The organism is Streptomyces desertarenae (assembly GCF_042681365.1).
In the GTDB taxonomy this organism is placed as follows: domain Bacteria; phylum Actinomycetota; class Actinomycetes; order Streptomycetales; family Streptomycetaceae; genus Streptomyces; species Streptomyces desertarenae.
Map to the genome: position 1 here is coordinate 112,700 of NZ_JBHUFU010000003.1, position 24,422 is coordinate 137,121.

At 76.3% G+C, this 24,422-nt stretch carries 22 protein-coding genes and 1 pseudogene; 15 read left to right on the plus strand and 8 right to left on the minus strand.

Annotated features, from left to right (window positions below):
- Positions 1 to 5 precede the first annotated feature (5 nt).
- Positions 6 to 1,103 carry a PucR family transcriptional regulator gene (locus ACFSJS_RS06665; protein ID WP_380897798.1) on the plus strand — a complete coding sequence of 366 codons (1,098 nt, stop codon included), beginning with the start codon at positions 6 to 8 and terminating at the stop codon, positions 1,101 to 1,103.
- Between the two features lie 153 nt (positions 1,104 to 1,256).
- On the opposite strand, the gene ACFSJS_RS06670 is transcribed toward ACFSJS_RS06665, so the two are convergent.
- Positions 1,257 to 1,658, minus strand: coding sequence for a hypothetical protein (locus tag ACFSJS_RS06670; RefSeq protein ID WP_380897801.1), 402 nt, complete (start codon positions 1,656 to 1,658; stop codon positions 1,257 to 1,259).
- Positions 1,659 to 1,862: 204 nt separating this feature from the next.
- Here ACFSJS_RS06670 and ACFSJS_RS06675 point away from each other — a divergent pair, with 204 nt between their 5' ends.
- From ACFSJS_RS06675 to fxsA, 5 genes are all read left to right on the plus strand, one after another.
- Positions 1,863 to 2,303, plus strand: a complete 441-nt coding sequence (locus tag ACFSJS_RS06675; RefSeq protein WP_380897802.1) for an Lrp/AsnC family transcriptional regulator — start codon at positions 1,863 to 1,865, stop codon at positions 2,301 to 2,303.
- A gap of 79 nt (positions 2,304 to 2,382) precedes the next feature.
- A complete protein-coding gene (locus ACFSJS_RS06680; RefSeq protein ID WP_380897804.1) occupies positions 2,383 to 4,023 on the plus strand; it encodes an amidohydrolase in 1,641 nt (546 codons plus the stop codon).
- 583 nt (positions 4,024 to 4,606) lie between these two features.
- On the plus strand, positions 4,607 to 6,430 hold the full coding sequence (gene lnt / locus ACFSJS_RS06685) for an apolipoprotein N-acyltransferase (RefSeq protein ID WP_380897806.1): 1,824 nt from the start codon (positions 4,607 to 4,609) through the stop codon (positions 6,428 to 6,430).
- Complete coding sequence (locus ACFSJS_RS06690) at positions 6,427 to 7,197, plus strand: polyprenol monophosphomannose synthase (protein WP_380897808.1); 771 nt, start codon at positions 6,427 to 6,429, stop codon at positions 7,195 to 7,197. Before lnt ends, ACFSJS_RS06690 begins: the two co-directional genes overlap by 4 nt.
- 1 nt (position 7,198) lies before the next feature.
- Complete coding sequence (gene fxsA / locus ACFSJS_RS06695) at positions 7,199 to 7,858, plus strand: FxsA family membrane protein (protein WP_380897810.1); 660 nt, start codon at positions 7,199 to 7,201, stop codon at positions 7,856 to 7,858.
- A 190-nt stretch (positions 7,859 to 8,048) separates the two neighbouring features.
- Here the strand turns inward: fxsA and ACFSJS_RS06700 are convergent, their stop codons facing one another.
- From ACFSJS_RS06700 to yczE, 4 genes are all read right to left on the minus strand, one after another.
- A complete protein-coding gene (locus ACFSJS_RS06700) occupies positions 8,049 to 8,426 on the minus strand; it encodes an RNA polymerase-binding protein RbpA (RefSeq protein WP_380897812.1) in 378 nt (125 codons plus the stop codon).
- Between the two features lie 265 nt (positions 8,427 to 8,691).
- Positions 8,692 to 10,146: an MFS transporter gene (locus ACFSJS_RS06705; RefSeq protein ID WP_380898316.1), complete on the minus strand. Its 1,455-nt coding sequence runs from the start codon at positions 10,144 to 10,146 to the stop codon at positions 8,692 to 8,694.
- Positions 10,147 to 10,253: 107 nt separating this feature from the next.
- Entirely contained in the window at positions 10,254 to 11,039 is a 786-nt protein-coding gene (locus ACFSJS_RS06710) for a glycerophosphodiester phosphodiesterase family protein (RefSeq protein ID WP_380897813.1), read from the minus strand.
- On the minus strand, positions 11,036 to 11,800 hold the full coding sequence (gene yczE, locus ACFSJS_RS06715) for a membrane protein YczE (protein WP_380897815.1): 765 nt from the start codon (positions 11,798 to 11,800) through the stop codon (positions 11,036 to 11,038). Before yczE ends, ACFSJS_RS06710 begins: the two co-directional genes overlap by 4 nt.
- A gap of 99 nt (positions 11,801 to 11,899) precedes the next feature.
- Between yczE and ACFSJS_RS06720 the strand changes: the two genes are divergently transcribed.
- Entirely contained in the window at positions 11,900 to 13,447 is a 1,548-nt protein-coding gene (locus ACFSJS_RS06720; RefSeq protein WP_380897818.1) for an SCO1417 family PLP biosynthesis transcription factor, read from the plus strand.
- Positions 13,448 to 13,518: 71 nt separating this feature from the next.
- On the opposite strand, the gene ACFSJS_RS06725 is transcribed toward ACFSJS_RS06720, so the two are convergent.
- Positions 13,519 to 15,042: a hypothetical protein gene (locus ACFSJS_RS06725; RefSeq protein WP_380897820.1), complete on the minus strand. Its 1,524-nt coding sequence runs from the start codon at positions 15,040 to 15,042 to the stop codon at positions 13,519 to 13,521.
- 167 nt (positions 15,043 to 15,209) lie between these two features.
- Complete coding sequence (locus tag ACFSJS_RS06730; protein WP_380897822.1) at positions 15,210 to 15,404, minus strand: hypothetical protein; 195 nt, start codon at positions 15,402 to 15,404, stop codon at positions 15,210 to 15,212.
- Between the two features lie 205 nt (positions 15,405 to 15,609).
- On the opposite strand from ACFSJS_RS06730, the gene ACFSJS_RS06735 reads away from it, so the two are divergent.
- From ACFSJS_RS06735 to ACFSJS_RS06745, 3 genes and pseudogenes are all read left to right on the plus strand, one after another.
- A complete protein-coding gene (locus ACFSJS_RS06735; protein WP_380897824.1) occupies positions 15,610 to 16,440 on the plus strand; it encodes an ATP-grasp domain-containing protein in 831 nt (276 codons plus the stop codon).
- A gap of 80 nt (positions 16,441 to 16,520) precedes the next feature.
- The gene (locus ACFSJS_RS06740) at positions 16,521 to 17,045 is read left to right on the plus strand and encodes a DinB family protein (protein WP_380897825.1); all 525 of its coding nucleotides are present in this window, start codon (positions 16,521 to 16,523) and stop codon (positions 17,043 to 17,045) included.
- 146 nt (positions 17,046 to 17,191) lie between these two features.
- Positions 17,192 to 19,584, plus strand: a pseudogene (locus tag ACFSJS_RS06745) (helicase).
- A gap of 6 nt (positions 19,585 to 19,590) precedes the next feature.
- Here the strand turns inward: ACFSJS_RS06745 and ACFSJS_RS06750 are convergent.
- Positions 19,591 to 19,851, minus strand: a complete 261-nt coding sequence (locus tag ACFSJS_RS06750) for a DUF2277 domain-containing protein (RefSeq protein ID WP_380897827.1) — start codon at positions 19,849 to 19,851, stop codon at positions 19,591 to 19,593.
- Between the two features lie 194 nt (positions 19,852 to 20,045).
- Here ACFSJS_RS06750 and ACFSJS_RS06755 point away from each other — a divergent pair, with 194 nt between their 5' ends.
- The 5 genes from ACFSJS_RS06755 to ACFSJS_RS06775 all read left to right on the plus strand — a co-directional run bounded on the left by ACFSJS_RS06755 (position 20,046) and on the right by ACFSJS_RS06775 (position 24,407).
- Positions 20,046 to 21,101, plus strand: a complete 1,056-nt coding sequence (locus ACFSJS_RS06755) for a glucose 1-dehydrogenase (RefSeq protein WP_380897829.1) — start codon at positions 20,046 to 20,048, stop codon at positions 21,099 to 21,101.
- A gap of 503 nt (positions 21,102 to 21,604) precedes the next feature.
- Positions 21,605 to 22,390: a DUF2382 domain-containing protein gene (locus ACFSJS_RS06760; RefSeq protein ID WP_380897831.1), complete on the plus strand. Its 786-nt coding sequence runs from the start codon at positions 21,605 to 21,607 to the stop codon at positions 22,388 to 22,390.
- 217 nt (positions 22,391 to 22,607) lie between these two features.
- Positions 22,608 to 23,336: an ATP synthase subunit B family protein gene (locus ACFSJS_RS06765; RefSeq protein WP_380897833.1), complete on the plus strand. Its 729-nt coding sequence runs from the start codon at positions 22,608 to 22,610 to the stop codon at positions 23,334 to 23,336.
- Between the two features lies 1 nt (position 23,337).
- The gene (locus tag ACFSJS_RS06770) at positions 23,338 to 23,769 is read left to right on the plus strand and encodes a phage holin family protein (protein ID WP_380897835.1); all 432 of its coding nucleotides are present in this window, start codon (positions 23,338 to 23,340) and stop codon (positions 23,767 to 23,769) included.
- The gene (locus ACFSJS_RS06775) at positions 23,745 to 24,407 is read left to right on the plus strand and encodes a DUF3618 domain-containing protein (protein ID WP_380897836.1); all 663 of its coding nucleotides are present in this window, start codon (positions 23,745 to 23,747) and stop codon (positions 24,405 to 24,407) included. The genes ACFSJS_RS06770 and ACFSJS_RS06775 overlap by 25 nt, the downstream gene beginning before the upstream one ends.
- Positions 24,408 to 24,422: the final 15 nt, after the last annotated feature.

The window sequence follows — 24,422 nt, forward strand, 5'->3', positions numbered from 1 at the left end:
TAGAGATGTGCGAGCTTCCGGACCGCGCCCGGCCGCGCCCCCGCGGCGAGTGGACCCGCGTCCCGGCGGAGGAGGTGCCCGCGATCGCCGAGCAGGTGGTCGCCGAGCTGCAGCGCACCGGCGACCGTCTCGCCGAGGCCCTTGCCGGTCCCGGCCGCGAAGAGGTCAGGGACGCGGTGGAGCGGGCCCTTCTGTCGGTCCTGGGGCACCGGAGGGAACCGGCGGGCCGAGGGGAACCGGCGGACCGGGGAGAGGGCGGGGAGGACCGGGGCGCCGGCTCCCGCGGGGAACCCCCGGCCGCCCCCGTGCCGATCGACCGGGCGCGACGCCACCTGCTCGCCGCCCTCACCGGCGATCCCCGCGGCTCCGAGGAGGACTTGGCGGAGCTGGCCCGCCCTGCCCGCTGGCCCCTGCCCGGGGCGGTCCGCGCCGTGGTGCTCGCCGCGCCGGCCGAGGCGCTCCCGCCGGCCGCGCTGCCGGGGGACGCCCTGGCCGGCACCGCCGACGGCGAACCCTGCCTGATCGTGCCCGACAGGGGCGTCGCCACCCGCGCCGCGCTGGAGAGCGCGCTGCGTGGCCGCCGGGCCGCGGTCGGCCACCCCGTGCCGCCCGGGGAGGCCCCGTCCTCGCTGCGCTGGGCGCGGCGGCTGTCGGCGCTCGCCCCCGGCCGCCGGGACGGCGACACCGGCCCGGTCTTCGTGGACGACCACCTGTCGACGCTCCTGCTGCTCCAGGACGACTCCCTCGCCCGCGCGCTGTCGGACCGGTGGCTCCGGCCGCTGGAGGAGCTGACCCCGCGTCAGAGCGAGCGCATCGAGGCGACCCTGCTGGCCTGGCTGGAGGGCGGGGGAGCGCCGGAGGCGGCCAGGACGCTCCAGGTCCACCCGCAGACGGTGCGCTACCGGCTCCGGCAGACAGAGAAGCTGTTCGGGCCGGCGCTGAGGGACCCCCGCGCCCGCTTCGAACTGGAGATGGCCCTGCGCGGCCGCAGGCTGCGGGCCCGGAACCGGCGCGGGAGCCCCCGCGCCGGACGCGCGGGGCGCACCGCGGCGGACCCCCGCCCCCTGGCGGGGGCGCGGCAGGCGCGCGTCAACGGACGGTGACCGCCGTTTCGGCGGGCTCCCGAGGGCCGTACCCGGTGGTGGGCCGTGCGGCCGTGCGCCGCCGCGGGGCGCGGAGGACCCGGAGCGCGGGAGGGCGCACAGGGCGCACGGGGGCGGCCGCGGAAGCGGACCGGAGGCGCCGGAGGGCCGCCCTCAGTGCCGGGGGTGCCGCCCGTGGGGGACGCGCATCGGGTGCGCGCCCGGGCCGCCCGCGTGGGAGAACGGCTGCATCCGCCAGTCCAGCCCCTCGGGCAGGGTCAGCAGCGTCGCGGCGTCCTGCTCCTGGGCTTCGTCCGCCGAGCCCTCGGGCGCGGCGTCCTCCACCGAGCGCCCCGAACCCTGGCACACCGTCAGGCCGAAGGGCTTCCACGGCGTCGGGCACATCGCGTGCTCGGGCAGCCGCTCCTCGTCGGCCAGCAGCGCGATCGGCCGTGCGCAGTCCGGGCAGACCACCCGGAAGATCTCGTAGGTCTCGTAGACGTCGTCCGGCTCGGCGCCCTCCTCGTGGGCCTCGGTGCCCGGGTGGCCGGTGTGGAACGGCTTCACAGTGCGCATGCAATCCCCCTTGGACGGGCCGCCGGGCTCCGTGCTCGGGGAGCCCCGGCCACAGCAAGCATTTCCCGTCGTGTCCGGTTCGTAATCTCGCCGCCCCCCTGGACGTTGAAGCACGACTGTGGCGTTCGTCACATGAACGCGCCCCACGGTCCGTGTTCGCCCGTCCGGTGTGCCGCGGTGCGCCCGGCGCAGTAGGTTGCCTGTGTGGAGGAGCTGGATCGTCGCATCGTGGAGTTGCTCGTCAAGGACGGGCGGATGAGCTACACCGACCTGGGCAAGGCCACCGGCCTGTCCACCTCGGCGGTGCACCAGCGCGTCCGCAGACTGGAGCAGCGCGGGGTCATCCGCGGCTACACGGCCGTCGTCGACGCCGAGGCCGTCGGACTGCCGATGACCGCCTTCATTTCGGTGAAGCCGTTCGACCCCAGCGCGCCGGACGACATCGCCGACCGCCTCGCCGAGGTGCCGGAGATCGAGGCGTGCCACAGCGTCGCGGGCGACGAGAACTACATCCTCAAGGTCCGGGTCGCCACCCCCATCGAACTGGAGCACCTGCTGGCGCGCATCCGCTCGCTGGCCGGCGTCTCCACCCGCACCACCGTGGTGCTGTCCACCCCCTACGAGGCCAGGCCGCCGCGGGTGTAGGCGGCGCGCCGCGGCCACCCGGGGCCCTTCGGGCGCCCCGGACGGCCGACCGGGGCCGCGGCGGGGGAGACTTGCGGTCATGAGCGACAGCACGGCCCCCCTCGACCGCCCCCGCACCGTCCTGCTGCGCGGCGGAACGATCCACAGCCCCGCCGACCCCTTCGCCACCGCGATGGTCGTCGAAGGAGACAGCGTCGCGTGGCTCGGCTCGGAAGGCGCCGCGGACTCCTTCGCCGACGGCGTCGACGAGGTGGTCCACCTCGACGGCGCCCTCGTCACCCCCGCCTTCACCGACGCCCACGTGCACACCACCGCCACCGGCCTGGCCCTGACCGGCCTGGACCTGTCCGGCGCCCGCTCGCCGGAGGAGGTCCTCGACCGCGTCCGGGCCCACGCCGAGGCCCGCCCCGCCGACCGGATCCTGCTCGGGCACGGCTGGGACGCCTCCGCCTGGTCCGGCAGGCGCCCGCCGACCCGCGCCGAGCTCGACGGGGCCGCCGGGGGACGGCCGCTGTACCTCACCCGCGTCGACGTCCACTCCGCGCTGGTCACCACCGCCCTGCTCGACCTCGTCCCCGGCGTCGCCGGCCTGCCGGGCTACGCCCCCGACGCCCCGCTGACCGGCGACGCCCACCACGCGGTGCGGGCCGTCGCCCACGCCTCGATCACCCCCGCCCAGCGCGCCGAGGCCCAGCGCGCCGCCCTGCGTCACGCCGCCTCCCGCGGCATCGGCACTCTCCACGAGTGCGCGGGCCCGGACATCTCCAGCGAGGACGACCTGACCGGCCTGCTGGAGCTGGCCGCCGCCGAACCCGGCCCCCGGGTCTTCGGCTACTGGGCCGAGCACGTCACCTCCGCCCGCCAGGCCGGGCGGGTGCGGGAGCTGGGCGCCGTCGGCGCCGCGGGCGACCTCTTCGCCGACGGCTCCCTGGGCTCCCACACCGCCCACCTCCACGAGCCCTACGCCGACGCGGACCACCGCGGCACCGCCCACCTGGACGCCGACGCCGTCGCCGCCCACGTGGCCGCCTGCACCGAGGCGGGCGTCCAGGCCGGCTTCCACGCCATCGGCGACGCCGCCCTGACGGCCGTCGCCGACGGGGTGCGGGCCGCCGCCGAGAAGGTCGGCACCGACCGGGTGCGCGCCGCCCGGCACCGCATCGAGCACGCCGAGATGCTGACCGGGGAGACCATCGCCGCCTTCGCCCGGTACGCCCTGACCGCCTCCGTGCAGCCCGCCTTCGACGCGGCCTGGGGCGGCGAGGAGGGCATGTACGCCCAGCGCCTGGGCCGCGAGCGCGCCCGCACCCTCAACCCGTACGCCGCCCTGCTGCGTGCCGGGGTGCCCCTCGCCCTCGGCTCGGACAGCCCCGTCACCCCCCTCGACCCGTGGGGCACCCTGCGGGCCGCCGCCTTCCACCGCACCCCCGAGCACCGGATCTCGGTGCGCGCCGCCTTCACCGCCCACACCCGCGGCGGCTGGCGGGCCGTCGGGCGCGACGACGCCGGCGTCCTCGTCCCCGGCGCCCCGGCCGACTACGCGGTCTGGCGCACCGGGGACCTGGTGGTGCAGGTCCCCGACGACCGGGTCGCCGCCTGGTCCACCGACCCGCGCTCGGGCACGCCGGGGCTGCCCGACCTCTCCCCGGGCCGCGAACTGCCCGTCTGCCTGCGGACGGTGGTCGCCGGACGGACCGTCCACGAGCGTCCGAACGGGTGACGGAGGGCGGGGGATACGGCCGAACGACGTGCCCGTCAGCCGGCGGCCGCCGTGCGCGTACGCCGCTGTGACCTGCGGCTTTCCCAGGAAGCCGCAGGTCACGGAGGTGTTGACAGGCGGAGGTCGCGGGCCGGTAGGTTCGGCCGGGTCCACCACAGGACGTCCGACCGGGGATCCTCCCGCGCGCAGCCGTCGAACGAGCTGGGTCATGGGCGGTGCGTCGCACCGGCGTACGGCCGGGAGCCAGGTCCAGCGCCCGCGGCACGGGGACGGAGGGATCCCGGCTGGTCGGCAGGTGAGACCCGGGAGGGGCCCGGACGCTCAGTAGACAACGGCTCTGGGCCGATCCGCAGCCGGCGGATCCCAGGCCGGCCCGAAGGGCACCGGGCCCCGATCCCGCGACGGTCCGCCGAGGACCGGCCACCCGCCCCGCGCCCGGCCCGGCGCGACCGCCCCGCCCCGCCCCCGGGGAGCCCGGCGCGTGCGCGGGCGGCCGCCCGGTGCGGACTCCCCGCACCACGGGAACGCCCGGCGTTGTACGGTCGGGCTCGTCACCGCACGATCTGCAAGGAAGGCCGCGACCGTGCCATCGGGCCCCGAGACCACAGCCCAAGCCGAGACCGGAGGCCCGGTCGCCGGCCGGCCGGGCGAGCCGCCGGACGGCACGGCGGACCCCGCCGGCGCCACCGCACCCGCCACCGCACCCGGCGCGCCCCGGGGCGGGGCGGGCCGTGCGGACGCCCCCGCGCCCGCGCCCCCCCGCCGCCCGGTGCGCCGGGCGCGGGCGGCCCGCCGCGGGGCTTGGCGCACGGCGGCGGCCGCCGCCGCCGGTGCCGCCCTGGCCGCGGCCTTCCCGCCGTACGACGTGTGGCCGCTGGCGCCGCTCGCCGTCGCCGCGCTCGCCCTGCTGGCCCGGGGGCGCACCGTGCGGCAGGGCGCCTGGCTGGGCTTCGCGGCGGGACTGCCGTTCTTCCTCGTCCTGCTGAAGTGGCTGGACGTCATCGGCTGGGACGCGGTGTTCGGCCTGGCCCTGGTCGAGTCGCTGTTCTTCGTCCCGCTGGGCGCCGGTCTGGCCCTCTCCTCGCGGCTGCCGCTGTGGCCGCTGTGGGGCGCCTGCCTGTGGGTCGCCGAGGAGTGGGCGCGCGACCGGCTGCCCTTCGGGGGCTTCCCCTGGGGGCGGCTGGCCTTCGCCGTCACCGACTCGCCCTTCCTGCCGCTGGCCGCCCTGGGCGGCGCGCCCCTGGTCACCTTCGCCGTCGCGCTGACCGGGGGCCTGCTCGCCGCCGCCCTCGCGGCCCTGCCCGGTCTCCGCCGGGTCCGCCGCGGCGCGGGAGCGGGCGGCGCGGAGCCGGATGCGGGCGGCGCCGGAAGTGCTCCCCGGGGGGCGCGCGCCGTCCTCCCGGCCGCGGCGGCCGGGGCGCTCGCCGCCGCCACCGCCGTGTCCGGGTACGCCGTGCCGGTCCCGACGGAGGCCGCCGACACCGTCCGCATCGCCGTGGTCCAGGGCAACGTCCAGCAGCCCGGCATGGACTTCCTCGGCCGCCCCATGCTGATCCTGGAGAACCACGTCGAGGCCACCGTGGACCTGGCCGAGGACGTGGCGGCGGGCCGGACGGCCCGGCCCGACCTGGTCATCTGGCCGGAGAACGCCTCCGACCTCGACCCCTACCGGTACCCGCAGGCGTACGCGGCCATCGACCGGGCCGCGAAGGCCGTCGGCGTCCCCCTCCTCGTCGGCGCCCTCGTCGACCACCGCGAACACGAGGGGTACGTGGAGAACCAGGGCATCGTCTGGGACCCCGAGACCGGTCCCGGCGCCTCCTACACCAAGCAGCACCCGGTGCCCTTCGGCGAGTACGTGCCCTACCGCGAGCAGCTCAGCAAGGTCGTCACCCGCCTCCAGCGCGTCCCCCGCGACTTCTGGCCCGGCGAGGGCACCGGGGTCCTGGACGTCGGTCCCGCCCGGCTCGGCGACGTCATCTGCTTCGAGGTCGCCTACGACGGGATCGTGCGCGACACCGTCAACGACGGGGCCCGCGCCCTGGTGATCCAGACCAACAACGCCACCTACGGCCGCTCCGGCCAGCCCGAGCAGCAGCTGGTGATGTCCCGGCTGCGGGCCGTCGAGCACGGCCGGGCCGTCGTCACCGCGGCCACCAGCGGCATCAGCGCCGTCGTCGCCCCCGACGGCACGGTCGGGCAGCGCACCGAGGAGTTCACCCAGGACGTGCTCACCGCCGACCTCCCGCTGCGCGACGAGATCACGCTCGCCGACCGGATCGGCTCGGCTCCGGAGTGGGCTCTCGCTATCGTGGGCGTCCTGTCCTGCGCCGTGGCACACGTGCTCGGCCGACGGAGGCGGGCGCACGGGGGGAACAGGACGGACGAGAAGAGGCAGCAGCAGTGAACGACGCGCGACAGCGCCGGAAGGGTCCGCTCGGCAGGATCCTGGTGATCATCCCGACCTACAACGAGGTCGACAACATCCGGCCGGTCGTCTCCAGAGTGCGCGCGACCGTCCCCGAGGCCCACGTCCTGGTGGCCGACGACAACAGCCCCGACGGAACGGGGAAGGTCGCCGACGAGATCGCCTACGAGGACGACCACGTCCACGTGCTCCACCGGGAGGGCAAGGAGGGGCTCGGCGCCGCCTACCTGGCCGGCTTCCGCTGGGGCATCGACAACGGCTACGACGTCCTGGTCGAGATGGACGCCGACGGCTCCCACCAGCCCGAGGAGCTGCCGCGGCTGCTGACCGCCCTCAAGGGCGCGGACCTGGTGCTCGGCTCGCGCTGGGTGCCCGGCGGGCGCGTGGTCAACTGGCCCAAGTCCCGGGAGTTCATCTCGCGCGGCGGCAGCACCTACTCCCGGATGCTGCTGGGCATGCCGCTGCGGGACATCACCGGCGGCTACCGGGCCTTCCGCAGGGAGACCCTGCAGGGCCTGGGCATGGACGACGTGGCCTCCCAGGGCTACTGCTTCCAGGTCGACCTTGCCCACCGCGCCGTGCGCGCCGGCTACCACGTGGTGGAGGTGCCCATCACCTTCGTCGAACGAGAGCGCGGCGACAGCAAGATGAGCCGCGACATCCTCGTCGAGGCGCTGTGGAGGGTCACGGCCTGGGGCGTGCAGTCCCGTGTCAACCAGGTGCTCGGGCGCGGGCACACTGGATGACATGACGACCGGCGCACCGTACCCGTACCAGCCACCGCCCCAGGAGCCCGGAGGCGGGCCGCGGCCCGCCGGGGGCGGCCGCCCCCGGCCGCCGCGCCGCCGCGCCCCCCGGATGCTGCCGCTGGGCGTGGCCGCCTTCGCGGTCCTGGAGATCTGGCTGCTGACCCTGCTCGCGGAGGCCACCGACGGGCTGGTCGTGCTCGCCGTGCTCGCGGCCGGCGTCGTGCTGGGCGCCGCGGCGGTCAAGCGGGCCGGACTGCGCGCCTGGCGCGGCCTGGTGGAGACCGTCGAGGGCCTCCAGCCGGGCGCCGGCCCGGAGGCGGAGGCGCGGGCGGCCGCCCGGGCGGAGTCCGGGCGGGGCGGCCACGGCCTGGCGATGCTCGGCGGCCTGCTGCTGATGGTGCCCGGCCTGGTCTCCGACGCGGCCGGGCTGCTCTGCCTCTTCCCGCCGACGGCCGCCCTGCTGCGCCGGGGCTTCGAGCGCCGGCTCGCCCGCCGCGCGCACCTCGCCGCCCCCGGCTCGCTCGGCGACGCGCTGCGGCAGGCCCGGGAGGCCGAGGAGCAGGTCCGCATCCGCCGCCCCGGCGGCCGGGTCGTCCAGGGCGAGGTCGTGCGCGACGACGCCCCGGACGGCGGAGGGGACACCGGAGCCGGGACGTGACGCCGCCGGGGACGGCGGCCCGGCCCGCGCGGCGGGCGGCCTGCGGACGCGGGGACGCCTCCGGCCCCGGGCGGGACCCAGGGCACGGGTGAGGGCCCGGCCACCGAACGGTGGCCGGGCCCTCACCCGTGCCGCTACTGCTGTCCGTGCGCGCCTGGTGCGCACGGGACGCGGAGCCGCCCCCGGAGCGTCAGGCGGACTTCCGCTTGCTGTCCCGCGGGTGCACGGCGATGTTCATCGTGCCGGAGCGCAGGACCGCCAGCCTCTCGGCCAGCACCTCCTCCAGCTCCTCGCGGGTGCGCCGCTCCATGAGCATGTCCCAGTGCGTGCGCGCGGGCTTGCCCTTCTTCTCCTCGGGGCCCTCGCCGTCGACCAGGAGTGCCTGGGCGCCGCAGACCTTGCACTCCCACTCTGGCGGAATCTCGGCCTCAACCGAGAACGGCATCTCGAAACGATGGCCGTTCCGGCATGCGTACTCCACGGCCTGGCGCGGGGCCAGGTCGATGCCGCGGTCGGTCTCGTAGCTGGTCACCACGAGTCGCGTGCCGCGAAGAGCTCGCTCACTCATGAATCGTGCCTCCCGGGCTTGTCGCCCACAGGACAGGTGTCGCTGTCGTCGTCATCCGGTCAACGTCCGGTCGGCGGTGAAGATTCCCGATCTGGGAGATGCGTCGCCCGTCGTGCCGCCGCGTCGTCGGATATCCGGTACCCGCAGTCACCCGCTTTGTCACATCCGGAAGGGGAAGTGACGTAACGTTCGCCTATCATTGGCATGCAGTAACGGTCCATCCGACGAGTTGCAGGCGTACACTACCCGCCCTTCGCCCAACGTCCTAAATCCGCCCCGACACGGGGGCGCGCACGGCGGCCACGGCACGCTCCACGGGCACCCGCAGCAGCAGGACGAACCCCAGGGCGAAGAAGACCACCAGCGAGATGATCGCGTCCCGGTAGCTGCCGGTGAGCTGGTACGTCAGGCCGAAGACCAGCGGCCCCAGCCAGCTCGTCCCCCGGTCGCTCACCTCGTACAGCGAGAAGTACTCCGCCTCCTTGCCGGCCGGCACCAACTGGGCGAACAGCGACCGCGACAGCGCCTGGGTGCCGCCCAGCACCATCCCGATCGCCGCGGCCAGCGCGAAGAACCACACCGGCGCCCCGGCGGGCAGCGCGTACCCGGCGCCCACCGTCACCGTCCAGGCCACCAGCGACCCCAGGATGGTGCGCTTGGCGCCGTACCGGGCGGCCAGCCGGCCCATCAGCAGCGCCCCCGCCACCGCCAGCACCTGCACCAGCAGGATCGCGCCGATCAGCGTGGTCTGGTCCATGCCCAGCTCCTCCGAACCGAACACCGACGCCTGGGTGATCACCGTCTGGACGCCGTCGTTGTAGAGGAGGTAGGCCAGCAGGAACAGCAGGGTGAGCGGGTACCGCCGCATGTCCCGCAGCGTCTGCGCCAGCTGCCGCCAGCCGCCCCGCAGGGACATCCCCGCGGCCGGAGCGCCCGGTGGCGCCGAGCCGTCCGCCGGCCTCCCGCGGACGGCCGGCGGGCGGTCCCGCAGCCGCCGCAGCGGGACGACCGTGAACACGGCCCACCACAGCCCGGCGGAGGCCAGGCAGATCCGCACCGCCGTGCCCTCGGCGACCCCCAGGGACTCGTGCCCCAGGAACAGCGCCAGGTTGGCCACCAGCACCAGCGCGCCGGCCGCGTACCCGAAGGCCCAGCCGCGGGAGGAGACCGCGTCCCGCTCCTCGGGCGCGGCGATCTGCGGCAGGAAGGAGTTGTAGACCACCGCGGCCGTGGCGAAGCAGACGTTGGCCACCACCAGCAGCGCGCCGCCCAGCAGGTAACGGTCGCCGTCGAGGAAGAACATCCCCGCGGTGGCCGCCGACCCCAGGTAGGCGAAGGCGCCCAGCATCGGCTTCTTGCGGCCCGACCGGTCGGCCACCGCCCCGGCCAGCGGCATCACCAGCACCGACAGCAGCACCGAGGCGGAGACGGCGTAGGCGAAGTACGAGCCCGCCCGCACCGGGACGCCCAGCGGGTGCACGTAGCCGGCGGCGTCCGCCGCGGCCTCGGCGACCCCGGTCAGGTAGGGGCCGAGGAAGACGGTGAGCACGCTGGTGGAGAAGACGGAGTTGGCCCAGTCGTAGAAGTACCAGCCGCGCTGCTCGCGGCGCCGCGCCTCCCGTTCGGCGGCCGGGCCGGAGCCGCCGGCCGCCTCCGGCCCCCCGGTGCCCGCCGCCCCCGGGGGGCCCGACGGCTCCCCGGGGCCACCCGCCCCCGTCACGGTCCCGGTGTCCACCCGCGCCCCCTCGGCGTTCCGTGCGCGGGCGGGGCGCGGACGGGGTGGGGACGGCTCCCGCCCCGGCGGTCACCGCCGCCGCGGGCCCGTCATCAGGCCCAGGCTCCCCGCTCGGCCAGCACCGTGCGCAGTGTCTCGATGTGGTCGGTCATGATGCCATCAACACCCAGATCCAGCAGCGCCCGCATCCGCTCCGGCTCGTTGACCGTCCACACGTGCACCTGGAGCCCCCTGGCGTGGGCGTGGCGCACGAACGCGCGGTCCACCACCCGCACCCCGCCGTGCCGCACGGGGACCTGCGCGCACAGCGCCCCGCGCGCGGCCGGACCCGGCAGCCGGTACGAGCGCAGCCGCAGGCCCAGCACCCCGCGCGTGCCCAGCGAGGTGGCCAGGCGCGGACCGGCCAGCGCGCGGGCCCGGGCCACCCGGGACTCGCTGAAGGCCCCCACGCACACCCGGTCCCAGGCGTCCGCCGCGTCCAGGACCGCCAGCAGCGGCGCCAGCGCGGCGTCCGACTTGACGTCGACGTTCCAGCGGACACCGGGGAAGGCGCGCAGCAGCTCGGCGAAGAGCGGGACCGGTTCGCGGCCGGCCACCCGCACCCGCCGCACCTCCGCCCACGGCAGGGAGGCGATCGGGCCGCTGCCGTCCGTCACCCGGTCCAGCGTGGCGTCGTGGAAGGCCACCAGACGGCCGTCCGCCGTGGCGTGCACGTCGGTCTCGATGTAGCGGTAGCCCAGCTCCACCGCCCGGGCGAAGGCGGCGCGGGTGTTCTCCAGGCCCGCCGCGGCGCCGCCCCGGTGGGCGAAGGCCAGCGGGGCGGGGTGGTCGAAGAAGGGGTGGGCCGGACGCCGGGAGGAGGGAGCGGGAGCCGTCATGGGCGCAGTATGGCGCGCCGCCGCCGGCGCCCCGCGGGGCGGTCCGCCGTACCGTCCGCCGTCCCGCCGGCTCCGGCGGGGGCGGGCGGCGCGAGGACCCGCAGGAAGAACTGGGAGGCCGGGCCGATCGCCAGGGCGTAGAGCACCGTGCCCGCCCCCACCGAGCCGCCCAGCAGGAAGCCGGCGGCCAGGACGGTCAGCTCGATGCCCGTCCGCACCAGCCGCACCGACCACCCGGTGACCCGGTGCAGCCCGGTCATCAGGCCGTCGCGCGGCCCCGCGCCGAAGCGCGCGGTGATGTACAGCCCGGTCGCCGCCCCGTTCAGCACCACCGACGCCACCAGCAGCGGGATCCGCACCGCGAGCGCGTCCGGTTCCGGCAGCACCGCCAGGGCGCCGTCCATGACCAGGCCGATCACCAGGACGTTGGAGACGGTGCCCAGCCCGGGCCGCTCCCGCAGCGGTATCCACAGCAGCAGCACCGCCGCGCCGGTGATGATCAGCACGGTGCCGATCGACAGTCCGGAGTGCCCCGCCACGCCCTGGTGGAAGACGTCCCACGGGCCGAGTCCGAGTCCGGCGCGCACCATCGCCGCCAGGCTCACCCCGTAGAGCACCAGCCCTCCGTAGAGCCGCAGGAGGCGGCGGGCCAGGCGCCCCGGGGGGCCCGCGTCCCCCGCGGACGCCCGGGAGGGCGCGGGGGCGGCGGGTTCCGAGGGGGAGGCGGGGGAGGGCCCGGAGGGGTTTCTGGAAGAGGGCACCGATCCTTCCTTTCTGGTGCAGTGGACCGATGCGTGTCACTCTGTGGCACGCTGGTGACCCGTATCCATGGCCAATTTCCGGAAGGTGGACTGGTAGAGATGGCCGAGTGGACTTCCGCGGTGGGGGCTCCGCAGCTCGCCCGCCTTCTGGCACCCCAGCGTGCCGCCGAACCGGCGGGCGGCCGCGCCGGAGCCGGTGCCCGGCGGGTGCCCGCCTACCGGGCCCTGGCCGACGGCGTGCGGCTGCTGGTCCTGGAGGGCCGGATCCCCGTGGCCACCCGGCTGCCCGCCGAACGGGAACTGGCCGCCGCCCTGGCCGTCAGCCGCACCACCGTCGCCGCCGCCTACGAGGCGCTGCGCGCCGACGGATTCCTCGCCTCCCGGCGCGGCGCCGGGAGCTGGACGGCGCTGCCCGCCGGGAACCCCCTGCCCTCGGGCGGACTCGACCCGCTGCCGCCCGAGGCCGCCGGCTCCGTGATCGACCTGGGGTGCGCCGCCCTGCCGGCCCCCGAGCCCTGGCTGACCCGCGCCTTCCAGGGGGCCCTGGCCGACCTGCCGCCCTACGCCCACACCCACGGCGACTACCCGGCCGGCCTGCCCGTGCTGCGCCGGGCCATCGCCGACCGCTACACCGCCCGCGGCGTCCCGACGATGCCCGAGCAGATCATGGTCACCACCGGGGCCATGGGCGCGGTGGCCGCCATCCGCGCCCTGTTCGCGCCGCGCGGCGAGCGCGTCGCCGTCGAGCACCCCTCGTACGCCAACGTGCTGCAGCTGCTGCGGGAGGCCGGCGTCCGGCTGGTGCCCGTCGCGATGGGGGAGGGGCTGTCCGGCTGGGACCTGCCGGCCTGGCGCCGGGTGCTGCGCGACGCCGCGCCCCGGATGGCCTACGTCATCGCCGACTACCACAACCCCACCGGCGCCCTGGCCGACGACGGGCAGCGCCGCGAGATGGTCACCGCGGCCCGCGCCGCGGGCACCGTGCTGGTGGCGGACGAGACGATGTCCGGCCTCGACCTCGACCCGCTGCCCGGCGAGCCGGCGCCCCGCCCGGTGGCGGCGTTCGACCCCGGCGGCTCCACCGTCGTCACTCTCGGCTCGGCCAGCAAGGCGATCTGGGCGGGACTGCGCATCGGCTGGGTCCGCGCCGCGCCGGAGACCATCCGCAGCCTGGTCGCCGCCCGCGTCTCCGCGGACCTCGGCAGCCCCGTGCTGGAGCAGCTCGCCGTCGCCTGGCTGCTGGCCGGGGCCGACGGGGACGGCGGGGGGCGGCCGTCCGGCTGGGACCGGGCCCTGGCCGTGCGCCGGGAGCGGGCCCGGGAGAACCGCGACGCGCTGGTCGAGGCCGTCCGGCTGCACCTGCCCGAGTGGGAGTTCACCGTCCCGCGCGGCGGCCTCACGCTGTGGGTGCGCACCGGGGGCCTGTCGGGGTCGCGGATCGCGGAGGCGGGGGAGCGGCTGGGCGTACGGGTTCCGGCGGGCACCCGCTTCGGTGTGGACGGTGCCTTCGAGGGCTACGTGCGGCTGCCGTTCACCGTCTCCGGCCCGGTCGCGGGGGAGGCCGCCGCCCGGCTGGCCGCCGCCGCCCGGCAGGTGGCCGGCGGGCGGGGCGCGGAAGAGGACACGCCGCGCTCCTTCGTCGCCTGAGCCGCCCCGCTCCCGTGCGGCGGGCCGGTCCACCGCCCCGCCGCACGGGAGCCGGGCCGCGGGCCGGACCGTCAGGGGCCCGCCCGCCGGCCTGCCGCCGCCGGCTCCGGCAGCAGCTCCATGACGGCCAGCCGCTGCGACTCGGAGGCCTCCGCGTCGTACGGGTCGGGCGCGGCGGGCACCTGGAGGCGGAGGACCGGGCCGGAGCCCAGCCGGACGTAGCCGCGCCCCGGCGGCACCTCGGGCGGTGCGGTGGTGGAGGGCGCCTCGCCGAGCACCGCCCGCACCTGGCCGGGGGTGACGTCGCCGAGCACCACCCGTGCGCGGGTGTACGCCCGCACGGTCTCGGTCAGGGCCGCGGCACCCTCGAACTGGTCGGCCAGCGCCACGCTGATCCGCACCGCGCGCCCGTACCGCAGGGGCACCTGGAGCAGGTCCTGCGGATCGCGCTGCCCCTCGGAGCGCGCCAGGTGGCTGAGCACCGACGGCCGGTCCACCAGCACCCACAGCGGGCGGCAGACGTCCTCGGGCACGTCCCGGCCGGTCTGCCGGGAGCGGTTGGCGGCCAGCAGCCTGCGCTCGGTCTCCCGCACCACCCACTCCAGCGACGACAGCGCGCCGGCCGCCGTGGCCTCCACCGCCACCACCCGGCCGCGGCCGGCCAGGAAGGCGTACTCGCCGCCGCCCCCGCCGTCCACGACCAGCACCTCGCCGTTCCGCAGGGCCTGGAGGGCGACCGACCGCAGCAGCGTCGTCGTCCCCGAGCCCGCCTGACCCAGCGCCAGCAGGTGCGGCTCGGTGGAGCGCGGACCGGTGCGCCACACCACCGGGGGCAGGTCCCGCCGCTCGCCGCCCTCGGCGACCACGGGCACGGTGCGCCGGACGGCGTGGAGGTCGGTGAACCCCAGCACGGTCTCGCTCGGGGCGGTGACGAAGCGCTGCACGCGGATGCCGGAGGGCAGCGGCGCCAGCGCGGTCAGCTCCAGTTCGCCCGCCTCCTCGTCCCAGTGGAAGCGGTACTCGCGGCCCCGGCCGGCCCTGGCCCGCAGCAGCCGCTCCAGCCGGGCGCGGCACTCCGGCTCCCCGTCGCCGAAGTGCGGCGGGTAGCGCAGCCGCAGCCGGGCCAGCCGGCCCTCCTCGGTGAACGCGAAGCCGGTGAACGCCCGCCGCCAGTCGCCGTCGTGGGAGTACAGCGGCCGGGGGTGGGGGTCGCCGGCGAGGGCCAGGTGGGGGACCAGCGCCTCGTAGAGGGTCTGCAGCCGGGCGCGCTCGGCCTCGCCGGGCCCGCCGCCGTCCCCCTCCCCGTCCCGGCCGCGCCCCTGCCAGGCCGCGGTGCCCGCCAGCGCGACGGCCCCGAGCAGCGGCCCGTAGGGGGTGAGCCAGAGGGCGAGCAGGCAGGCGGCCGTCGTGAGCAGCACCGGCCCGCGGCGCTCCCGGGGGGTGTGCCGCCACCACCGCCGCGCCGCGGAGGCGAGGCGGCCGGCGCCGCGGGCGAGCAGGGCCGCGAGGGCGGCCGGCGTGCGCAGCACGGCGGTGAGGCCCGCCGCCCGCAGCGCCTCCCGGCGGCGGTCCGGGGAGGAGCCGGCCGGGGGCACGCGGCGGGAACCGGGGCGGGGCGCGTGCGGTGGGACGAGTGCGTGGGGAAAGGGGGAGGGCCGCGGGGCCACGCCGGTCTCCTGCCGTCCGGAGCCCATCGGGCTCGAAGTCCTGGGATTTCTGGGCCCCCGGGCCTTCCGGCCGCGAGGGGACGGGCGGGTCCGCCTCAGAGGGAGAGGTTCCCGATGAAGTCGGCGAGGGTGGCGCCGCCCGCCTCGATGCCCGGGGCGATGGCCGATCCCGCCAGGTAGAAGCCGAACAGCGCGCACACGATGGCGTGGGAGAGCTTGAGGTTGTCCTTGCGGAAGAACAGGAAGACGATCACTCCGAACAGCAGGACACCGGAGATCGACAGCACCATGGGTACTCCCTGTGTGGCGATGAGGTGGTCACCGTGCGTGCCTCAAGCTTCACAGAGCGCTTGCGGGGTCGAAAGCGGCACAAGGGTGATTTAACACATTTCTTCTGCTCTCTCCGGGGGAGACCGGGCGTAGCCGCCGGCGGCCGGACCGGGTGCGCCCGGGCGGTGTAGCGTGCGGGTACGCACACCACGGGGGGCGAGGACCATGGACCGCCGGCACGCACTCCTCTACGTCACCGACCTGGGCTACCGTGCCCGGGGGCGCCGTTACGGCGACGAGGACGTGCACCTGTCGGCGCGGCTGCGCGAGGAGTTCCGCGTGGCGCTCTGCCACCCCGCCGACGCCGCGGCGCTCATGGACGGCTTCGACGCGGTCGTCGTCCGCAACAGCGGGCCGGTCCTGCACCACCGCGAGGCGTGGGAGGCCTTCCGCGCCCGCGCCCTGGAGCGCGGCGCCAGGGTCTTCAACCAGTTGACGGGCCGGGGCGACATGGCGGGCAAGCGCTACCTGGTCGACCTGACCGCGGCGGGCGAGCCGGTCATCCCGACGGTCGACCGCCGCGAGCACCTGGACCGGCTGCCGGAGGCGGCCGAGTACGTCGTCAAGCCCGAGCTGGGCGCCGACTCCATCGGCATGGAGACCGTCCCCGCCCGGCGGCTGGGCGAGCTCGCCCTCGGCCCGGACGCGGGTCTGCTGGTGCAGCCGAAGGTCGACTTCCGGTACGAGGTGTCGTTCTACTTCGTCGACCGCGACTTCCGGTACGCCCTGTACGCCCCCGACCCCGACCGCCGCTGGGAGCTGGTGCCGTACGAGCCCACGGCGGCCGACCTCGCCTTCGCGCGGCGCTTCGTGGAGTGGAACACGATCGACCACGGCATCCAGCGCGTGGACGCCTGCCGCACGGCCGGGGGCGAGCTGCTGCTGGTGGAGCTGGAGGACCTCAACCCCTACCTCTCGCTGGACCGGGTGGACGCCGTGACCGGGGACGCCTTCACGGCCGCCGTGGCCGCCTCGCTGCGCGCGCTCCTGTCCTGAGGCCGGGGGCCGTTCCCGGCGGCGGTGGCCCGGCCGGCGGCCCCTTCCCCCGGCGGACGCCCGCCCGTAGGGTCGGGTCCGTGACGGACGCGGAGGGCGCGGCGGGGGAGCGGGGCGCGGCGCGCGGGGACGTGCGACCGCCGGAGGTCGACGCCGACGAGCGGGCGACCCTGCTGACCTTCCTCGACTACCTGCGCGACGCCGTCGCCGCCAAGGCGGCCGGGGTCCCCGAGGAGGCGGCCCGCACCCCCGGAGTGCCCTCCGGCACCAGCCTGCTGGGCCTGGTGCGGCATCTGGCGGCGGTGGAGCACAACTGGTTCGTCTGGGCCTACGCCGGCGAGGGGGAGCTCCTCCCCGACGACGAGCCGCCGGAGCCGGGCGCGACGGTCGGTGAGGCCCTCGCCGCGTACCGGCGCGCCGTCAGGCGGTCGAACGGGATCGTCGCGGCCTGCGGGCGTCTGGATGTGCCCGGGGCCCGGTCGCTGCGCGAGACCCCGCCTCCGACGATGCGCTGGATCCTGGTCCACATGATCGAGGAGACCGCCCGGCACGCGGGCCACGCCGACATCCTGCGCGAGCGGATCGACGGCTCCGCGGGGCGGTGACGCGCCCGGCCGCGTTGCCGGGTGCCGGGCACACGAAAGCCCCTCCCGGGCTGCGGGAAGGGCTTGAGGAAAACCTTTTCCATTCGCTATGTTCATTTATTCGAGATTTCACCGGACAAGAAATTCCGATAAATAAATCATAGCGAATGGAGGAGTTTTTGTCAAGGCAGGAGATCGACGGCGAACAGCATTATGTGAACCGTCTCCACCACCGGCTCGACGAACTCCGCGCCCGGGAGGGCGAGCGGCTGAAGGAACTCCTCTCGCAGCCCCGGGCGGGCCACCAGGCCCTCCTGGAACGGGACGTGGCCGTCGTCCGCTGCCGGGAGAGGATCGGCCGCCTGGACTCCGCGGAGAACGGTCTGTGCTTCGGCCGGATCGACATGCTCGACGGTGAGCACCGCTACGTGGGGCGGCTCGGCATCCCCGACGAGGACATGGACCGCGACCCGCTGCTCATCGACTGGCGGGCCCCGCCGCCCGCCCCTTCTACGTCGCCACCGGATTCTCCCCGCAGGGGGTGCGCCGGCGCCGGCATATCCGGACCAGGGGCCGCACGGTCACCGGCGTCCAGGACGAACTGCTCGCCCCCGCCCCGGACGCCGGCCCCGGCGGAGAGACCCTTCGGCCCGCCCCCGGCGGAGAGGCCGGCGGCTCCGTCCTGTCGGCCGTGCTGGAGGCCGACCGCACCGGCCGGATGGGCGCCATCGTGGAGACCATCCAGGCCGAGCAGGACCGCGTCATCCGCGCTCCCCACACCGGAGTGCTGGTCGTCCAGGGCGGACCCGGCACCGGCAAGACGGCCGTCGCCCTGCACCGCGCCGCCTACCTGCTGTACACCCACCGGCGGCGGCTGGAGCGGAGCGTGGTGCTGGTCGTCGGTCCGAACCCGCTCTTCCTGCGCTACGTGGGCGAGGTGCTGCCCTCCCTCGGCGAGACCAGCGTGCTGCCGGCCACCGTCGGAGAGCTGTACCCGGGCGTCACCGCGGACGGCGCGGAACCGCGCGAGGTGGCCGGGATCAAGGGGCGGGCGGAGATGGCGGAGGTGGTGGCCGCCGCCGTGCGCGACCGCCAGGAGGTCCCCGACGAGGGCCTGGAGGTGCCGTACGACGGCGGGACCGTCCGGCTCGGCCGCGAGGAGTGCCGGCGGGCGCGGGACCGCGCCCGGGCCACCGGGCTGCCGCACAACCGGGCCCGGCCGCTGTTCGTCTCGCTCGTCCTGGACGCCCTCGCCCGGCGGGTCGCCGAGCGGATCACCCGGGACGCCCTCGTCCCGGTCGAACTGCCCGAGGGGGAGTGGTGGGACGCGGGGGAGGACGGCGCCGCCGACCCGGACGACACCCCGGAGTCCCTCCTCGGCCGGGAGGGGATCGAGGACATCCGACGGGAGCTGGGCGCGGACCCCGACGTCCGCGCGGCGGTCGGCAAGCTGTGGCCCGCGCTCACCCCGCAGCGCCTGCTGGCGGACCTGTACTCCTCGCCGGAGCGGCTGGCGTCCGCCGCCCCCGGCCTCACCGCCGCCCAGCGGGCCCTGCTGCTGCGCGTCCCGGAGAGCCCCTGGACCCCGGCCGACGTACCGCTGCTGGACGAGGCCGCCGAGCTGCTGGGGGAGGACGACCGGGCGGCCCGCGCCGCGGCCGAGGCCGAGCGCCGCGAGCGCGTCGTCCTCGCCCAGGAGGCGCTGGACGTCGCCCACGGCTCGCGCTCCACCGACCTGGAGGCCGGAGAGGAGGCCGAGATCCTGACCGCCAACGACCTGCTGGACGCCGAGGCGCTGGCCGAGCGCCACGGGGAGCGCGACGCCCGCACCCCGGCCGAGCGCGCGGCGGCCGACCGCACCTGGACCTTCGGGCACGTCGTCGTGGACGAGGCCCAGGAGCTGTCCGCCATGGACTGGCGGCTGCTGATGCGGCGCTGCCCGAGCCGGTCGATGACCGTGGTCGGGGACGTCGCCCAGACCGGTGCCGTCGGGGGCGCGGACTCCTGGCACGAGGCGCTCGCACCGCACGTGGGGGACCGGTGGCGGCTGGAGCGGCTGAACGTCAACTACCGCACCCCCGCCGAGATCGCCGAGGTGGCGGCCGGCCTGGGCGCCGCCTCCGAGGTGCCCAGGCCGGTGCGCTCCACGGGCGTGCGGCCCTGGCGCCTGCGCGTGCCGGAAGGGGGGCTGGCCGGCGAGCTGGCCGCCCTGGCGGCCGAGGAGGCCGCGGCGGTGGGCGGCGGCCGCGTCGGGGTGATCGTGCCCGCCGCGCGGCTGGAGGAGCTGGGACGGGCGGTGGCGGAGGCCGTCCCGGGCACGGAGACCGGTGAGCCGGCGCGGCTGGAGAGCACGGTGACGGTCCTGGACCCCGACCGGGTGCGGGGACTGGAGTTCGACTCCGTGCTGGTCGCCGAGCCCGGGGAGATCGCGGACGCCTCGCCGCGCGGGACCAACGACCTCTACGTCGCCCTCACCCGCGCCACCCGCGGGCTGGGCGTGGTGCACACCGGGGAGCTGCCGGCCGCGCTCACTCGCCTGCACCCCCGCGGGACCCGGTAGCGCGGGTCAGGGGCGGGGGCCGGCCTCCGGCGCGGGGCGGCGCCCCGCGTCCCCGGGTCCCGCCCCGCGCACCTCCAGCCCGTCGAGCAGCCGGCGGGTCGCCTCGGCCACGGCCTCGACCGCCTGCTCGAACGCGTCGCGGTTGCGGGCGGAGGGGGAGCGGAAGCCCGACACCTTGCGGACGTACTGCAGGGCGGCGGCCCGTACGTCCTCGTCGGTCACCTCGGGGGCCATGGGCGGGCGGAGCGTCTTGATGCTGCGGCACATGCCTCCAGTGTGGCGCGGCCGGGGCGGCGGCGGGGACGGTCCGGACACACCGCCGTCCCCGCGGCGCGCGGGGCGGTACGCCGGGGCCGCCCCGCGCGCCGCGCGCCGGGCGTGCCGGGCCGCCGCCGGGGTATCCGCGAGGAGCGCCCGCAGGCGCGCGGACCCTGCCGGTACGACCTCGTGACGGAGTGGATGTGGAAGCGCTGACCGTGGCCCCGGACCGGAAGGACTCCCTGCGGCTCGACACCCTCCCCGACCCCGTGCCGGGAGAGGGCGAACTGCTGGTGGAGGGGCTGGCCGTCGGGGTGTGCGGCACCGACCGGGAGATCCTGTCCGCCGGCCACGGCGCCCCGCCGCCCGGACGGGAGCGCCTGGTCATCGGCCACGAGTCCCTGGGCCGGGTGCGGCAGGCGCCGCCCGGCAGCGGCTGGGTCCCCGGGGACCTGGTGGTCGGCGTCGTCCGCCGCCCCGACCCCGTGCCGTGCGGGGCCTGCGCCCACGGCCGGTTCGACATGTGCCGCAACGGCCGCTTCACCGAACGCGGCATCAAGGGGCTGGACGGCTACGCCTCGACCGCCTGGACGGTCGAGGCCGACTACGCCGTACGGCTCGATCCGGGCCTGGAGCACGTCGGAGTGCTCCTGGAGCCCGCCACCGTGGTGGCCAAGGCGTGGGAGCAGGTGGAGCTGGTCGGGTCCCGCTCGTGGTTCGCGCCCCACTCGGTGCTGGTCACCGGGGCCGGACCGATCGGGCTGCTGGCCGCGCTCCTGGGGCGGCAGCGCGGGCTGGAGGTGCACGTCCTGGACCGGGTCGAGAGCGGCCGCAAGCCCGGGCTGGTACGGGGGTTGGGCGCCGAGTACCACAGCGGCGACGTCGAGCGGGTGATGGAGCGGGTGCGCCCGGACGTGGTGATCGAGGCGACGGGCGCGGCGCCGGTCGTCTTCGGGGTGATGGCGGGGATGGGCCCCTACGGGGTGCTGTGCCTGACCGGGCTCTCCCCCACCGGGCGCACGCTGGACGTGGACGCCGGCTACATCAACCGCGAACTGGTGCTGGACAACTCCGTGGTGGTGGGCACGGTCAACGCCAACCTGCGGCACTACGCGGCCGCCGCCGAGGCGCTCGCCGAGGCGGACCGCGGCTGGCTCGACGCCGTGATCACCCGTCGGGTGCCGCTGGAGTCCTTCCCCGAGGCGTTCGAGTCGGGACCCGACGACGTCAAGACGGTCATCGAGCTGACCCGCCACTGAGGGGGCCCGGACCGGACGCCCTGCCGGGGCGCCCGGTCCGGGCACCGGATCACCCGTCCGGCCCCGGGCCGGGCCCCGGCCGGCCGTCGGGTCCTGCGCGGTGTCCACCGGCGGGGTGTGGGAGTGGGCCCGGGGAAGGTGCCGATCAGCCGCTGGTGGTCGGTGTCGTCGTCCTCCGGCAGCAGGCCGGGGCCGTTGCGCGGGGCCGGCAGCCGCCGGCCGTGCTCGGGGCGGCCCAGGTGGGCCGCGAAGCAGGCGCCGGAGCCGAAGCGGGCAGGCACAGCCGGTCCACCGGCCCGTCGCGGCCCGCCAGCGCGGCGGCCGACCGCCGGAGGGCCCCGCCGCTCCCGCCCCGCACGGCTCCCCACCCGGTGTTCCGGCCCGTCGCCGCAGGTCGAGGAGGCTCTTGTCCTTGTTCCCATTTGTCCCTCGTGCAGGTTTTCCTCCGTTGCGGGGTGGCTACCCGCCCGGTGGTTCGAGAGGAAACGCAGCGAGGAGGTCTCATGATCACCAGGGAGCAGATCCCAGCCGTACTGGACCACCAGGTCTACGACGCGGAGGGCAGGAAGATCGGGGAGGCCGGACACGTCTTCCTCGACGATGCCACGGGCGAGCCCGAGTGGGCCAGCGTCCGGACAGGGCTCTTCGGCACCAGTGAGACCTTCGTGCCGATCCACGACGCGGCCATGGTGGAGGACCACCTGGAGGTGCCCTACTCCAAGGACGAGGTCAAGGGAGCCCCGCGCGTCGACGTGGAGGAGGGCGGCCACCTCTCCGAGCAGGAGGAGCGCAAGCTGTACCAGTACTACGGCATCGACTGGGGCCCCCGCGGCCGGGGCACCGGCACCGCGGGCACTGCCGGCGCGGCCGGCGCCGCGGGCGGGAAGGCCCGGCGGCGCGACGACGCGATGACCCGCTCCGAGGAGGAGATGCGCGTCGGCGTCGAGCGCCGCGAGACGGGGAAGGCGCGGCTGCGCAAGTACGTCGTCACCGAGGAGGTCCAGAAGACCGTTCCCGTGCGGCACGAGGAGGTCCGCGTCGAACGCGAGCCCATCACCGAGGGGAACGTCGAGGACGCCATGAGCGGCCCGGAGATCACCGAGGGCGAGTACGAGGTGACCCTCCACGAGGAGCGCCCGGTGATCGACACCGAGGTCCACCCCGTGGAGCGGGTGCGGCTGACCACCGACGAGCACACGGAGCAGGAGACCGTCCGCGGGCAGGTCCGCAAGGAGCGCATCGAGGAGGAGGAGGCCGGCGCCTCCGAGGACGAGCGGCGCCGTCGCTGAGCGCTGGTCCTCCGTCCGCCGGGGCCCGCGCGGGACGTCGTCCGCGCGGGCCCCGGGCCGTTCCGGAGCGGCCTCCGCGACGCCGGATGCCAGGAAAAGGGCATCTGCTGACATGGCGTATGAATGTCGGACGTAAGGTCGGGTACTTCGCTCCTTGTGACCCAATAACCGCAAAGGCCGCACAAGGCAAGTTCCGTAAGACCAACTGGAGGCATCGGTGAGTGAAGCTCCGAACACAGGCCACGGCCCCGCCGGGCAGGCGGGCCAGGCCGCGAAGCAGGAGACCCGTGCCACGGCCGAGCGGGCCAAGGAGGCGGCCGGCACCGTGGCCGGCAGCGCCAGGGAACAGGCGCGCCACGTGACCGGCGACGCCCGCGAGCAGGTCGTCAGCATGGCCGGGCGCCTGAAGGAGCGCGCCTCCGAGGAGGCGGACACGCAGACCAGGAAGACGGCCGACACCATACGGCAGTGGGCCGACGACCTGGCAGGCATGGCTGACAGCACCCGGCCCGACTCCCCGGTGCGCAACCTGGTCTCCCAGGCCGCCGACGGCGGCCGCCGCGCCGCCGACCTGCTGGAGGAGCGGGGCGCGGGCGGTCTGCTCGAGGGAGTGGAGTCGTTCGCACGCCGCCGCCCCGGCGCCTTCCTGGCGGGTGCGGCACTGGCCGGTTTCGCCCTGGGGCGCGTGGCCAAGGCCGGCAAGGCCGTCCACCACGGCGCCGACGGTCACGGCGGGCAGCACTACGAGGAGCGGACACCGTCCCCGGACCTGCCGGTCGCCACCGGCGGCGGCGAGGTCCGGCACATGCCGGGCTACGGCGAGCCCCCCTACGGCGACACCGGGCCCGGCACGGGCACCGTCCCCGGGACGGGCACCTACGGCGGCGGCACCGCCCCCGGCCCCTACCCGGGCACGGACACCCCGCGGCGCCCGGAGGTGGGCTGACATGGCGCACACCACGCAGCGGCCGGCCGACGGGACGGTCCAGCGGACGGACGACGGCGACAGGTCGATCGGCGAACTGCTCTCCGCCGTCACGGCGGACGCCCAGAAGCTCCTCCGCCAGGAGATCGAACTGGCCAAGGCCGAGGTCCGCGAGGAGGCGACCAAGGCGGGCAAGGCCGCCGGCATGTACGGCGGTGCCGGGTTCGCCGGCTACATGACGGCCCTGTTCGCCTCGCTGGCCCTGGTCTTCGCACTGGCCAACGTCATGGACTGGGGATGGGCCGCGCTCATCGTCACCGCCCTGTGGGCGGTGGCCGCCCTCGTCCTGTACTCGATGGGGCGCTCGCGGATGAAGCAGGTCCACCCGAAGCCGGAGCGCACCGTCCAGACACTCAAGGAGGATGCCGCATGGGCGCGTCACCCGACGAGCTGAGGGCTCGGATCGACACCACCCGGCAGGAACTGTCCGACGACGTCAACAGGCTTGCCGACCACGCCAACCCCCGCCACGCGGTGCGCCGCCGCGGGGAGCGGATGCGCAGCAGGATGACGGTAGTGCGGGAGCGAGTCATGGGAACCACCTCGGACGGGGCACGGCACACGGCGCAGTCGGTGCGCGACACCGCGGGACACACCGCCGACCGGGCGCGCCACGGCGCGGGCCACGCGGGGGACGCGGTGAAGTCCGCCCCCCAGCACGCCGCGCGGCGCACCCAGGGCAACCCCCTGGCCGCCGGAGTCGTGGCCTTCGGCGCCGGACTGCTGGCCGCCTCCATGGTGCGCGGTTCGCACACCGAGGAGGAGGCCGTGGGCCGGCTGTCGGAGAAGGCCGGCGGCCTGGCCGGTCCCGTCAAGGAGGCGGCCGCCGAGTCGGCCGGGCGGCTGAAGGAAGAGGCGACGCACTCGGCGCAGGAGGCGGCCCAGCACGTCAAGGAGACCGCCACCGGAGCCGCCCGCACCACCGCCGAGGAGGCGCGCGGCCAGGCGGGGCAGGTGAAGGAGCAGGCGCAGCAGTCCGGCCGGGGCGTGGCCGAGGAGGCCCGCCACCGGGACTCCGGCACGGCGCACTGACGCACCGGCCGCCGC

Coding starts and splice junctions, on each gene's coding strand:
- ACFSJS_RS06665 (WP_380897798.1), top strand. CDS start 6: ATGTGCGAGCTTCCGGACCGCGCCCGGCCGCGCCCCCGCGGCGAGTGG.
- ACFSJS_RS06670 (WP_380897801.1), bottom strand. CDS start 1,658: ATGCGCACTGTGAAGCCGTTCCACACCGGCCACCCGGGCACCGAGGCC.
- ACFSJS_RS06680 (WP_380897804.1), top strand. CDS start 2,383: ATGAGCGACAGCACGGCCCCCCTCGACCGCCCCCGCACCGTCCTGCTG.
- fxsA (WP_380897810.1), top strand. CDS start 7,199: ATGACGACCGGCGCACCGTACCCGTACCAGCCACCGCCCCAGGAGCCC.
- ACFSJS_RS06700 (WP_380897812.1), bottom strand. CDS start 8,426: ATGAGTGAGCGAGCTCTTCGCGGCACGCGACTCGTGGTGACCAGCTAC.
- ACFSJS_RS06710 (WP_380897813.1), bottom strand. CDS start 11,039: ATGACGGCTCCCGCTCCCTCCTCCCGGCGTCCGGCCCACCCCTTCTTC.
- ACFSJS_RS06720 (WP_380897818.1), top strand. CDS start 11,900: ATGGCCGAGTGGACTTCCGCGGTGGGGGCTCCGCAGCTCGCCCGCCTT.
- ACFSJS_RS06730 (WP_380897822.1), bottom strand. CDS start 15,404: ATGGTGCTGTCGATCTCCGGTGTCCTGCTGTTCGGAGTGATCGTCTTC.
- ACFSJS_RS06735 (WP_380897824.1), top strand. CDS start 15,610: ATGGACCGCCGGCACGCACTCCTCTACGTCACCGACCTGGGCTACCGT.
- ACFSJS_RS06750 (WP_380897827.1), bottom strand. CDS start 19,851: ATGTGCCGCAGCATCAAGACGCTCCGCCCGCCCATGGCCCCCGAGGTG.
- ACFSJS_RS06760 (WP_380897831.1), top strand. CDS start 21,605: ATGATCACCAGGGAGCAGATCCCAGCCGTACTGGACCACCAGGTCTAC.
- ACFSJS_RS06770 (WP_380897835.1), top strand. CDS start 23,338: ATGGCGCACACCACGCAGCGGCCGGCCGACGGGACGGTCCAGCGGACG.
- ACFSJS_RS06775 (WP_380897836.1), top strand. CDS start 23,745: ATGGGCGCGTCACCCGACGAGCTGAGGGCTCGGATCGACACCACCCGG.